The following is a 12,431-nucleotide window of genomic DNA, read 5'->3' on the forward strand; positions in this document are numbered from 1 at the left end:
TTGACACCCTGTATCATACCAAGGGGACTTTTTTTGTTTCAAATCTCATTTTTCCTCATTACAGGAATGCTCCCTTTTGATTATTGTTATGAGAAATGATTTTTAAACCGTGCAAAGGTGATCCAACTTACTAGAACGATAATACCGCTTATCAAAGTGCTTCCGAGAAAAGGCTGCATTAAATGACCCAATGGGTAACAAGCCTGTAATAAGATCCAACAACCGCCTCCATTCTGCTAAGCTTATTATCTTTTAATATTCAACTGGTGGAGGCACTTCGATTCTTATTTAAATAGAATTGTTCCAATATTTTGATTCAGCAGTGACAGAGTACTTCGTTAATTCCGTGTGGATAATGATCCATACAGGAATGACCACAGCAGTAATAAGGGCTAAAATGGCAAAGGTAATTTGACTTTTTATGGCGATACCTTCTACGCCTTCATATTCATAGGTTTCTCGGAAGGTCGTCATATAAGGATGTTGATTAGCTTCTTCATTTGATAAAAATCGATTTTCGATAAGGTCGTAAGCTAAATAAGAATGACGGGTTAACTTTTTTAAGAATTGATCTCGTTCAATGATATATTCCACCGACAAAAAGACGATATCATCGACTGTTTCCATGTGTAAGATATTCGCAGAATTTTTTTCGTAGTTTGACACGGTTTTTGACAAATGCGTAGAGACAATTTCATCATAATATTCTTCGGACTTGGTAATAAAAGGTATCAACAACACAAATACCATGACGGAGTAGCTGATTAATTTTTTAAACATCGTGCCCCTCCTAGTTTTGAGATTATTTATACTTATTTTATTTTCCATTTGTACAAAAAGAACTGTCATCTTCTACAGTGCGTACTTCTCTTTCCAAAAGTTTTTTATGAGCATCCTCATTTACGATGAATCAAGAACCTCGTATAATTATTTCGGTTATCAAAATATTGAAAGGATGTTCGTCATGCCGAAACGGCTTTGGTATTTAATTATTGGAATGGTCGTTAACGTTACGGGCGCTTCATTTTTATGGCCATTAAATACAATTTATTTGCATGATTATTTAGGAAAATCGCTATCTGTCGCTGGTATGGTGTTAATGCTTAATTCGGCAGCGAGCGTTATTGGAAATTTAGTTGGAGGACATCTGTTTGATCGCTTAGGTGGTTACCGTGCTATATTGATTGGCATTATGATTACATTATCGGCACTCATCGGATTAACACATTGGCACGGTTGGCCGCACTATCTGTTTTTTCTTTTATTCATAGGATTAGGATCAGGTATTGTGTTTCCAGCGATGTATGCGATGGCTGGAACAACGTGGAAAGAAGGTGGCCGAAAAGCGTTTAACGCCATGTATGTTGCACAAAATATTGGCGTGGCTCTCGGCTCGGGGTTAGGTGGATTCATCGCTTCGATTTCGATTGACTATATTTTTATGGCAAACTTAAGTTTATATGTCGTGTTTTTGTTAGTAGCTGTTTTTTGTTATCGGGAAATAGGGAAAGCAGTGCAGTCTTCAACGAATGTCGTCAATGAAGCGAAGCCGATACGGAATCTTTCTCATATGTACGCGCTTCTCATTTTATGTGCCGGTTATTTACTATGTTGGGTCGGGTACGTTCAATGGCAAACGACGATCGCTACGTATACCCAACAGTTGCACATTTCGCTTCAAGAGTATAGCTTATTGTGGACCATTAACGGTGTGTTAATTGTCACACTGCAACCATTGTTATCGTATGTTTTAAAAAAATTAAGCCCATCGTTAAAAATGCAAATTATTGTAGGGATTTTCATTTTTATCGGCTCGTTTGTCATCACAGCTTATGCGAAAGAGTTTGCGATGTTTGCTTTAGCGATGGTCATCATTACGTTAGGAGAAATTTTAATTTGGCCAGCAGTACCTACCGTAGCAAACGGATTAGCTCCAGAAGGCCGAGAAGGATTTTATCAAGGTATTGTGAATAGTGCGGCTACAGGAGGGCGAATGCTCGGGCCGTTGTATGGAGGATTGATGGTAGACTTATTCGGCATGGCGGTTCTTTTTATTACCTTAATTGCCTTATGTATTTTCTCTATTGTTTTTACGTTGGTGTACGATCACCCGTTAAAACGAAGCCTACCTTCTCCTAGGAAAAAAAGTGTGATTTCTTCGTAAAGTTATAAGTATCCCTAATTAATGTGGGTTAAAGGATTGATTCATAATTAATACAAAGACAGCTAACTCTTCATTGTAGGGGAGCTTATTAAATTAAAAAAATCCCGTCCTTCATATTTTTAGAAGGAAGGATTTTTTTATAGAAAAAAACTTTTTAACAATCATCCTGTAATTGTTCTACAAGAATTTTGTCGAAAATAGGTGGATATTTAGGTAGATAAATAAAGAACAAATGTTATTATAGACTAGAAGGGATTAAGATTGGGTGTCTGTCACCTATAGAAAAATATGTTTCCAAGGGAATAAAGGATTTGAATTTTCTTGCTAAAAAAACAAGGGAGTTATAAGAATAACCTAAAATATCTGTTCAAAAAAAGGGGCGCCTCCTCTATTACTACAAAAAATTTCTTGACAGAATCCCAAATCGTATGGATAAATATAACTAGGACTTTTTGCTTAGTCGAAAAATCATACGTTTAAAAAAGGTTCTATAGTTTATCGATATGAGAAAGTGAAACATCCACGATAAAGGCAAACTCATCGAAAGATGGGGACGCAAAGCTACGGGCCTAAGGAGAAATAACATACTCTATGGTCGCCGGGTTGCCGAAAAGGATTGGTATTTCAGACATGTTTTTTACTTGTGTATTAGAACCTTTCTTTCAACATGTCCACCAATCTTTTTTGGTGGACTTTTTTTATTTTGTAAAAAAATAACATTTTGGAGGGATTATGATGACTGTTGAACTAAAAAAACAATTATTGGAAGAACATATTCGTGCGATTTTAGAATTGATTGGTGAAGATCCTAACCGGGAAGGGCTTCTAGACACACCTAAACGTGTAGCCAAAATGTATGAAGAAGTATTTTCAGGGGTTGGAATAAATCCCGAAACAGCTTTAACAACTACATTTGAAGAAAATTATGATGGTCTCGTTATCGTTAAGGATATTAATTATTACACATTCTGTGAACATCATTTGATTCCATTCTTTGGGAAAGCCCATATCGGCTATATTCCAAATAGACGAGTAGTTGGTTTAAGTAAGTTTGCACGTTTAGTAGAACTTGTCTCAAAAAGACCACAAGTACAAGAACGAATGACTCAACAAATTGCCGATGCTATCATGAATGTTCTTAAACCACAAGGCGTTATTGTTAGCGTGGAAGGTCAACACCTGTGTATGTGTGCAAGAGGAGTGAAAAAACCTGGTAGCTCCACAGTTACAACGGTAAAAAAAGGTATTTTTAACGAAAATGTTTCATTAGCAGAAGAATTTGAACGTGCTCTTTTAAGAGATTAAAAGGAGGGATTTCTATGTTGTACCTCTCTCGTAAAATGCGTTTTTCAGCTGCACATTTTTATCGTATCGATTCGTGGAGTGAGGAAAAAAACAAAAAAGTATTTGGCCCATGTAGTCACCCAAATGGGCATGGGCATGATTATACGTTAGAAGTCATGGTTAAAGGACAAGTAGACCATAAATCCGGAATCGTTGTAAATGTTACCGATATCGATAAGCTGGTTAAGTCTTTTGTCCAAAAGGAATTAGACGGGAAGTTTTTAAATATAGAAAATCCTTATTTTAAAGAAAAGATCCCTACAACTGAAAATATTGTAACGTATATTTGGGAATCGTTGGATGGGCGATTCGATAACTGTCAACTACATAAAATCCGTTTGCACGAAAATGATTTCTTGTATTCGGAGAAAGGGGAAAATTCGATGGTTCGATTAACTAGAAAATACCACTTTAGTACGGCACACCGTTTACATAGTGAACAACTAACGGATGAAGAAAATCTTGCTTTATTTGGAAAGTGCAACAATCCTTATGGCCATGGTCATAACTATTACTTAGAAGTAACAGTGAGCGGAAATCCTGACCCTATTACAGGAATGGTCGCAAATATTGCTGATATCGATCAAATTGTTGACCAAGAAGTGATACAAAAATTTGATCATAAACATTTAAATCTGGATACAGAGGAATTTAAATATTTAAACCCAACATCTGAAAATGTGGCGATTGTCATTTGGGATCTGTTATCCAAAAAACTCCCGAACCTCTACAAAATCGGATTATATGAGACAGAAAAGAATTACTTTGAATATTATGGGCCGGAAAAGGAGTAGAAGTATGGAAAAGCATTTGCCATTAGTAGGAAAAACGATAGCTATTACAGGTTCAAGTAAAGGAATTGGAAGAGCTACAGCATTATTACTTCAAAGCCTAGGAGCAAACCTAGTATTAGGAAGCCGTAGCAACAAAGAGCATCTGTCAGAAAATGTATTATCCTTACCTTTAGATGTAACGAATGAACAATCCGTAAAAAACTTTTATGAACGAGCGGTTCAACAGTTTGGCACGGTGGATGTATTAATTAATAGTGCAGGTGTCGGAACGTTTGAGTCAATTATTGATTCTTCTACAGATGACTTTGACCAAATGCTTTCCGTGAATTTGAAAGGAACTTATTTAACTTGTAAATATTTCGGAAAACATATGGCTGAGCAAGAGAAAGGGCAAATCATTAATGTTATCTCCATCGCTGGAACCATTGCGTTACCGGGATGTGGAGGTTATTCGGCGTCAAAATTTGGAGTATTGGGTTTAACGAAAGTGTTACAGGCAGAACTTCGTAAAAAAGGTGTTCAGGTAACAGCTATTCTACCCGGTGCAGTAAATAGCAGTTTTTGGGACCATATTGAGCCTAAACCGGACCTGTCCAATATGATCCCAACAGATACGGTTGCCAAACACTTACTTTATTTAATTACTCAACCACCAGGGGCATTTGTTGATGAAATTACCATCATGCCACCTCTAGGAATCTTATAGGGGGTTCTTTCGTTGAGGAGGCTATTCAATAAGATTTTCAAAGAAGAAACTAAACTTTTAGCCCCATCTCTTCCTTCCAACTTATCTTATTCAGATTTTAACTTTATGACAAAAAGAGGTTTTCTTGGGAAGAAACTAAGTCAATATCTCGGTTTACATAAAGAGGAAGCAGATTCATTATTTTATCTTTCGTTCTCAAAACGGTCGTTTACCAATCCAGAGAAAGAAAAAAGAAATGAATTGATTCTCTATTTGAGTGAACGAATGTTAAAGTGGAGTGAACAAAAACTAGATGTACCTTACCAAATTAAACGTTTAGATGTTCGACCTGATATACAGAATGCTATGTTAAAGGCCTATGATATATACAAAAATGACCTATTTTCTATACCTCATCTAGCTGAAAAACAACGATTGACTGGTTCATTTAATGATGAGAAATGGGAAGTATATCGGGATGTGATATTCGCTGCAACACAAGAGAAGTTTTTGCTTATTACAAAAGAAGAGGTGAACAAACATAAGGAAGGGATTGTGTTATGTGAAGGAACGATAAAAGAGCGTTCCGATATACCAATATGCCGTAATCTAGCCAAAGAGAGGCTGGAAGCAGAAGGGTTTAGCCATTCAACAATCATGAGTTGGTTATTAGTATTATCTGAAGCCATTACGAATACCATCAAGCATGCAGAAGAAGGAAAAATGACAATCATTAAAGATGAAAAGAACCATGAAATACGATTTATTATCGAGGACAAAGGACCTGGATTTGACTTGAAAGATTTACCTAAAAAGACTCTTTTGGCTGGATATTCAACCAAAAAATCTTTAGGCCAAGGCTTTACCCTTATGATGAAAATGGCGAAACGCGTGTTATTGTTTACTTCTTCAAAAGGTTCCATCATTATTTTGCTTTTTGATATTCGTAAGGAACATAAGGACAAATTGAACAATGGCTGAGAATTAAGCCTACCGTAAATTACATAAAGAGGTAGATTTTTAAACATCCTGAGATAAAACAAGAATGGGGATGAAAAAATGAAAACACTATTACAAGATTCTATTTCCAAAACGATTAGTAGAACACTAAAAACAGCCCACCTTATCGATGTTTTTTGGGAAAGATGGCTGGCTCATGGGCTTGATAAAGAGGATTTAGAGAAAGTTCGCGATGATATCAAATCCCTTGAGGGCTGGTTTCAATCTTGGGAAAGGTTAGCTGAAGAGAAACATAATAGAGCAAAAAAATTTGAAATCGAGGGACAATATAAGGAAGCGGAATATATGTACCGACAAACAGCCCTATATTATAACCTCAATTATTGGATCGATCCAACGTATTCAGAGAAAAAACAATATTGGTATAACAAGTGTTTACAGTTTTTCTTAAAAGCTGACTCTTTATCAGAAGTAAAAACAATATATAAAACCATTTCGATTGATGATTTTTCTGCTTCAGGAAGAATACGGATTCCTTCTGACGCAAAAGGGTGCATTGTGATTATTAACCCGATCGATTCATCAAAAGAAGAGTTATTCAAGTATGAAAAGGATTTCATTGAAGCGGGATTTGCAACAGTAAGTTTTGACGGACCTGGTCAAGGGGAGACGTTTATTTTAAACGGAGTAGTTGGAACACGAATAAGATGGGAAAAGTTCGTCAATCAGTTAATTAATGAAACTAGTGAAACCTTTTCAGAACTACCAATCTATTTATTTGGGACTAGTCTTGGTGCATCTTGGGTTTTATATGGAAATTCTCATCCAAAAGTAGCAAAGGCAGTTGCAGTAAGCCCTGCAGTAGAACTAGAAAAAATGAATCTACCAACCTATTTTATGGAACGTATTAAATGCTCATGTATTATAGAAGAAGGAGAAACACCAATTCCATTATTTAATAAGATAAAATATCGCTCTCCTGTTCTCGTTTTTCATGGAAAGAAAGATATGATGGTTCCAAATAATGAAATGTATCATTTATTTCGAAAATTACCGGTAGAAAAACAACTGATTGAATTCCAATATGAGGGTCATGTTTGTAATAACAGGCTTGATGAGATTAGAAAAATATCATTAATGTGGTTTTCTGGAAAATATGATTTTGAGAGAGGCTTATTGTTATGAAAATTAAAAATATAACATTACGCAGACAATTCCTAATAAGAATAGTTTCTGTGTTATTAATCATTGCTTTATTTTCTGGAGCGATTCAACTTTATTTTATGAAAGAACAAATTGTAAAACAGACAAATCAACAAGCTGAAGCTATAGCAAAAAATGTATTAAGAGGATTGGAACAAACAGATTTAGCTACACAAACTATTGAACATCAAATAGATTTAAAATTAATTTCATATGCAAAACATATTGCTACCTTATTACAAGGGAGATCAGTTAATCAAATTACTCAAGAAGAGTTATTAAAAATTCGTGATGATTTAGGTTTAGCTGGGATTACTATATTCCAAGAAACTAAATCAAAAGATGATATTGTAGGGGTAGTTGCAACAGAGCAACAAGAAATTGGCTTTAGTTTTAAGAAGTTTGGCTATTACGAAGTTGCAAAAGTCCTAATAAGTGGAGAAAAACCTTTCATGCCAAGTGCAAACTTTTCGGATAAAAACATAATAGTACTGCCCATTTCCCAGTCTGGTTCGAATACAGATGAACCTGCATTTTTTAAATATGCTTACTATCACCCCCCTTATACAGATTACTTTATTAATCCTTATATAGAAGCAAATGAAGTTTATAACTACACAGAGATCGTAGGACCAAAAGAAACAATAAATAAATTAGTTAAAGAAAACGATATTGTATTAGAAATTGCAGTTTTAAATCCTAAAGTCTTCGCTAATCCATCACTTGAAAAACAGTTATACCCTCCATTAAAAAAAATCGAAGCTGGAAGTTTTGATTTAGAATCTAGTAAAGATAGAGAGATTTTAACGAAACCTACTATTAAAAAAGAATCTTATGTTGAAAAGATTAATGGTAAAAAAGTATATAAAATGTTTCTTCCGCTCGATCAAAATAGGGTTATTTATCTGTCACTCGACTATGGAAAAATGAGTGCCCCGCTTTATCGTCATTCGATTATTTTAATTGTTTCAGGCTTACTTTCATTGGTCATCCTATTCTTATTGACTGCTCGTTTTTTTAATCGAATCTATGAAAATATACAAAAGATTAAAAGGCAGATTAAATTGCTAGAAGAAGGTGATTTAACGGCCAAAAGTGAGGTAAATGACGGGAGCGAGTTAGAACAATTATCTAAAAGCACCAACCGTATGGTAGATCAATTAAATAAACTTGTAAAGGATACACAAGACCAAGCAACTAAAACTCAACGACTATCCGTATTACTAGAAGCGGAAGCTTCCGAATCAGTGGAAAAAATGTATGAGTTATCAACGGAAGCTACGATGAAATCAAGGGAACAATTGTACGAAATCACAGAGCTTTTGGATGACATGGGAAATATTTTAAAACCATATAAGCAAAATGAAAATATAGGAAATATCATCGAAAAAATAGAATTGTTGAAACAAATTGTGAATGATCGTACAGCAGCAACCACAGACATGACCATCACTTTATCAGATTTACTTCAATCATTACATGGACAATCAAAAGAATTATCTGATATATCCAATACACTACTTGATTATATGGCCAAATTTAAACTTTCATGAGAGGGAGAGCATATGTCGTTAACAGTTGAAAAAGAAGTTCAAGAAAACACCTTAATCCTTCAAATTAAAGGAGTTTTAGATATTTCAACTGCACATGTCATTGAACCTTATTTAGAAGGGATTGATCGTATCGAAACTGTCATCTTAGATTTTTCGGATCTAGAATTGATCGATTCAACAGGCATTGGTGCGATTATAAATGCAATTTATTTATCTAAAGAAAAAAATTTTCAACTTAAACTTCAAGGAATGAACGAAATAACTCATCATGTCTTTGAAACAGTCGGTTTGTATCAGGTTTTAGATACTTTAAAAGGAGAGTTTGGTTGATGTATAAAGATTATCTCACTTTTATTAAAGGAGAAACAACCTCAGACAATCAAAAGATCGCGGATAAAACTTTAGAGCGGGAGATTAACTTAGCTAGAAAGATACAAACTCAGCTGTTAAATGGAAAAATTCCTACATTTGAAGGTGGGGAACTAGCCGGTTCCTCTCTTCCTGCCAGATTAATTGGAGGCGATTATTACGATTTTTATCCTTTAGTGAATGGGAAGATACGAATGGTAGTAGGGGATGTAATGGGAAAAGGAATTCCTGCAGCCATGCTTATGATCTTAACTCGAGGTGCTTTCAGAAGTGCAGCTGAAAGTACCAATTGTCCAGCTGAAACCCTTACATCTATGAACCAAGCATTATACGAAGATTTAAGAACATTAAAATCGTTTGTGACATTGTTTTGCGCAGATTACGATCCTAAAACTGGTATTTTTACGTATGCGAATGCAGGACATCTTCTTCCTCTTTATATGAACGGAAAAGATAAATCTATAGAAGAACTTCCAAAGGTAAGTGGAGTAATGTTAGGCGGAATTCCTAATCAAGTGTATAATGAGATTTCTATACAATTAAATGAACAAGATATCGTATTCTTTTATACAGATGGGATTGTGGAAGCACAAAATAAAAATGGGGAACAATATAAATTAGAACGGCTTATACAAACGTTATTAGAAAATCATGGAAATAGTGTGAATGAAATTGAAAAAAGTGTGATGGACTCGGTCCGTCAATTTACGCAAGGTGTCCCTCAAAAAGATGATATCACAATGGTCCTTTTAAAAGTGAGTAAACAAAAATCGGATATTAACATCAAAGATTCCCTTTTAATGAATTAAAGGGGGAGGGGTATCATGCAAAGTGTTGTTTCGAAAGGAAAAGATATTGAGGAAGCTATTGAATTGGGGTTAGAGTTATTAGAAACAAAAAAAGAAAATGTGAACATTGAAATCATTCAATTTCCGACAAAAGGTTTTCTAGGTATCGGTTCGAAACCAGCAATTGTAAAGCTTACGAAGTTAGAATCGGTTGATTCACTACAACAACCTAATAAAAAAGATTTTGAAAACCCTATTGGATTAATGGAACAAATGGTCTCTGAAATGAATGTTGATAAAATTGCCGAACAATCTGAATCGAATTTATTAGAGCAGGACAATCACATGGATACACTGGTATCGGACGTTCTTGTTGGTAAAGCATGGGTAAAAAATGGTATTTTATATTGTAAAGCATCTCCAACACATTTTCCAACCGTAACCATTGGCGAAGGAGTAAAATTATATCGAAATAATCAACTTGTGACAGAAAAAATGACGATTATTACAGACGATGATGTACTTGAAATAAAAGTTGAAAATGAAGAAAAGGAAACAAAATGGAAAATTTGGATAGATGAACCAAAATTAAAAGTTCTTTTATACGTTGAACCTGGTTATAAAATCACCCGAAAATTACCTGATATAGAACCCGACCAACATATTGAACTGGTTGTACAGGAAAATAAAGAGATTTATAATACACTAAGCTATTCTGATGTAATTCAAAAGTTAGAATCGCTACGAGTGAAACACGACTTAATTCATCAAGGTGAAATTTTGAAAGCTCTTGAAGCAAAAGAACCGAGTACTTATGAAATTGGAACTGGTATAAAGGCAAAAGAAGGTAAAGATGGTTGGATTGAACTGAAAATCGATATACAGGCTCACAATGGTGTCACAGTAAATGAAGATATGAAAGTCGATTATCGAGAAATCAAAACCATTCCAGCTGTCGAAAGAGGTCAAGTGATTGGACTCATTCATCCCCCTATTCCTGGTCAACCAGGGGTAACTGTAACAAATGAACCTCTTCCAGCTAAACAAACTTATCCAATAGTACTTCAGAAGGGAAAAGGGATCATGACAGTTGATAACAAGATTGTTGCAACGGAATCTGGCCGTCCTCAAATTGAGCAAAAGGGACGTTTGGTCAAAGCATCCATTATGCCAAAACTTACTCATAATGGGAATGTAGATTTATCATCTGGCAATATCCGCTTTAAGGGGGACGTTGAGATATTTGGTGACGTTGAGAAAAACATGATTGTTGAAGCGGAAGGAGATATTATTGTTCAGAAAACCGTAAATATGGCTTCTCTTATTGCTTCTGGAGCTATTATTACTTATGGTAATATCATCAGTTCTGAGCTTTCAGCAGGCAAAAACAATCTGTTGATAGCAGAATTAGGACATTTACTGGGAATCATCCATCAAAATGTAGAAAAAATGATAGCGGTCATTCAACAACTAACTCAATCTCCTGCTTTTAAATCTAGTGACTTTTCTAGGGGCGGATTACAACCATTAATTCAAATATTGTTAGAGAAAAAGTTTAAAAGTTTTCCGCCGTTAGTCAAAAAATACGTTGAGATTGTAGGTAAGGGAGAAGATTTTTTAGATGATAATGTGTGGAGGGAAATAGCCGTTTCCTTAACGAAACTTTTTTTATCTTTAACGAATGAAGTGATCTCTTTAGATTGGATTATTCAATTATCCCAAAAAATGAAAGAACTTCATGAAATTAGTAAATCTCCTGTTGAACCAAATTCTTATATCTTTATTCCAAGTGCTCTAAATAGCCGTATCTATAGTAGTGGCAATGTATTTGTTATAGGTCAGGGATGTATTAATACGAAGATTCATGCAGGTGGAGTGTTAAAAATTCATGGCATCATACGCGGTGGAGAAGTATACGGGAGATTAGGCGTTGAAATTAATGAAACAGGTTCGGAAAGAGGAATATCTACAGTCATTGCTGTTCCACATGATCAAAAAATTAAAATTAAGAAAGCGATGGAAGGTACCATCCTTAAAATCGGAAACGCGAAACATACATTAACAGATACTAAATATGATGTGATGGCGTATGTAGATAAGAATGATCGAATGGTTTTCAAATAAAAGAAGGAGAGGGAGAAATGATTGAATATTCTTTGTACGATAGTAATGATCATTTAGATGTTAAATTAATTGGAGATTTGGATATAGATGGAACAGAAGTAGTAGAAGAAGAAATTATTCCGAAGATGGAAAAATATAAAACTATCCATATTAACTTTGAAGGGATTCAGTTTGTGGATTCAACTGGAATGGGCTTACTAATGAATATGGTTCAAAACCTGCAAGAAAAGGGTGTAAAGGTAACCGTATCTAACGTTAGACAAGATATAATGGATGTTTTTAATATTCTTCAACTTCCAGAAATTTTAGGTGAAGAGATATTTGTATAAAAATAAGCATTGTCATTGTTATTGAAATTTACCGGAAAACCTCTGCAGCCGAAAGAAGGAGGGCTGTTGACAGATCAACAAAATCAGAGAACGATACCTTACCTACCTTTCCTAGTTA

Annotated in this window: 12 protein-coding genes and 1 riboswitch; of the genes, 11 read left to right on the forward strand and 1 reads right to left on the reverse strand. The window is 34.9% G+C overall.

Going from position 1 to position 12,431, the window contains the following annotated elements; all coding sequences use genetic code 11:
- Positions 1–288: 288 nt before the first annotated feature.
- Positions 289–780, reverse strand: coding sequence for a hypothetical protein (locus tag H0Z31_09760; protein MBO8177723.1), 492 nt, complete (start codon positions 778–780; stop codon positions 289–291).
- A gap of 184 nt (positions 781–964) precedes the next feature.
- On the opposite strand from H0Z31_09760, the gene H0Z31_09765 reads away from it, so the two are divergent.
- The 11 genes from H0Z31_09765 (at position 965) to H0Z31_09815 (ending at position 12,313) form a co-directional block, all read left to right on the forward strand.
- Positions 965–2,164: an MFS transporter gene (locus H0Z31_09765; GenBank protein ID MBO8177724.1), complete on the forward strand. Its 1,200-nt coding sequence runs from the start codon at positions 965–967 to the stop codon at positions 2,162–2,164.
- 520 nt (positions 2,165–2,684) lie between these two features.
- Positions 2,685–2,775: riboswitch (cyclic di-GMP riboswitch) on the forward strand.
- Between the two features lie 124 nt (positions 2,776–2,899).
- Positions 2,900–3,469, forward strand: a complete 570-nt coding sequence (gene folE, locus H0Z31_09770) for a GTP cyclohydrolase I FolE (protein ID MBO8177725.1) — start codon at positions 2,900–2,902, stop codon at positions 3,467–3,469.
- A gap of 14 nt (positions 3,470–3,483) precedes the next feature.
- Positions 3,484–4,302 (forward strand): 6-carboxytetrahydropterin synthase, encoded by an 819-nt coding sequence (locus H0Z31_09775; protein MBO8177726.1) that lies wholly within the window; start codon positions 3,484–3,486, stop codon positions 4,300–4,302.
- A gap of 4 nt (positions 4,303–4,306) precedes the next feature.
- The gene (locus tag H0Z31_09780; protein MBO8177727.1) at positions 4,307–5,008 is read left to right on the forward strand and encodes an SDR family oxidoreductase; all 702 of its coding nucleotides are present in this window, start codon (positions 4,307–4,309) and stop codon (positions 5,006–5,008) included.
- A gap of 12 nt (positions 5,009–5,020) precedes the next feature.
- Positions 5,021–5,968, forward strand: coding sequence for a sensor histidine kinase (locus H0Z31_09785; GenBank protein MBO8177728.1), 948 nt, complete (start codon positions 5,021–5,023; stop codon positions 5,966–5,968).
- Positions 5,969–6,046: 78 nt separating this feature from the next.
- The gene (locus H0Z31_09790) at positions 6,047–7,132 is read left to right on the forward strand and encodes an alpha/beta hydrolase (GenBank protein MBO8177729.1); all 1,086 of its coding nucleotides are present in this window, start codon (positions 6,047–6,049) and stop codon (positions 7,130–7,132) included.
- A complete protein-coding gene (locus H0Z31_09795) occupies positions 7,129–8,703 on the forward strand; it encodes a methyl-accepting chemotaxis protein (protein ID MBO8177730.1) in 1,575 nt (524 codons plus the stop codon). Before H0Z31_09790 ends, H0Z31_09795 begins: the two co-directional genes overlap by 4 nt.
- Positions 8,704–8,715: 12 nt before the next feature.
- Positions 8,716–9,033 carry an STAS domain-containing protein gene (locus tag H0Z31_09800; GenBank protein ID MBO8177731.1) on the forward strand — a complete coding sequence of 106 codons (318 nt, stop codon included), beginning with the start codon at positions 8,716–8,718 and terminating at the stop codon, positions 9,031–9,033.
- Entirely contained in the window at positions 9,033–9,881 is an 849-nt protein-coding gene (locus tag H0Z31_09805) for a serine/threonine-protein phosphatase (GenBank protein MBO8177732.1), read from the forward strand. The genes H0Z31_09800 and H0Z31_09805 overlap by 1 nt, the downstream gene beginning before the upstream one ends.
- Before the next feature lie 15 nt (positions 9,882–9,896).
- Positions 9,897–11,984 carry a FapA family protein gene (locus H0Z31_09810; GenBank protein ID MBO8177733.1) on the forward strand — a complete coding sequence of 696 codons (2,088 nt, stop codon included), beginning with the start codon at positions 9,897–9,899 and terminating at the stop codon, positions 11,982–11,984.
- A gap of 20 nt (positions 11,985–12,004) precedes the next feature.
- On the forward strand, positions 12,005–12,313 hold the full coding sequence (locus H0Z31_09815; GenBank protein ID MBO8177734.1) for an STAS domain-containing protein: 309 nt from the start codon (positions 12,005–12,007) through the stop codon (positions 12,311–12,313).
- Positions 12,314–12,431 lie beyond the last annotated feature (118 nt).

Origin of the sequence: Bacillus sp. (in: firmicutes), from assembly GCA_017656295.1 — a bacterium.
Lineage (GTDB): Bacteria > Bacillota > Bacilli > Bacillales > JACDOC01 > JACDOC01.

Excerpts from the sequence above, each read along its gene's own strand:
- H0Z31_09760 (MBO8177723.1), bottom strand. The coding sequence starts at position 780 with ATGTTTAAAAAATTAATCAGCTACTCCGTCATGGTATTTGTGTTGTTG.
- H0Z31_09765 (MBO8177724.1), top strand. The coding sequence starts at position 965 with ATGCCGAAACGGCTTTGGTATTTAATTATTGGAATGGTCGTTAACGTT.
- folE (MBO8177725.1), top strand. The coding sequence starts at position 2,900 with ATGACTGTTGAACTAAAAAAACAATTATTGGAAGAACATATTCGTGCG.
- H0Z31_09775 (MBO8177726.1), top strand. The coding sequence starts at position 3,484 with ATGTTGTACCTCTCTCGTAAAATGCGTTTTTCAGCTGCACATTTTTAT.
- H0Z31_09780 (MBO8177727.1), top strand. The coding sequence starts at position 4,307 with ATGGAAAAGCATTTGCCATTAGTAGGAAAAACGATAGCTATTACAGGT.
- H0Z31_09790 (MBO8177729.1), top strand. The coding sequence starts at position 6,047 with ATGAAAACACTATTACAAGATTCTATTTCCAAAACGATTAGTAGAACA.
- H0Z31_09795 (MBO8177730.1), top strand. The coding sequence starts at position 7,129 with ATGAAAATTAAAAATATAACATTACGCAGACAATTCCTAATAAGAATA.
- H0Z31_09800 (MBO8177731.1), top strand. The coding sequence starts at position 8,716 with ATGTCGTTAACAGTTGAAAAAGAAGTTCAAGAAAACACCTTAATCCTT.
- H0Z31_09805 (MBO8177732.1), top strand. The coding sequence starts at position 9,033 with ATGTATAAAGATTATCTCACTTTTATTAAAGGAGAAACAACCTCAGAC.
- H0Z31_09810 (MBO8177733.1), top strand. The coding sequence starts at position 9,897 with ATGCAAAGTGTTGTTTCGAAAGGAAAAGATATTGAGGAAGCTATTGAA.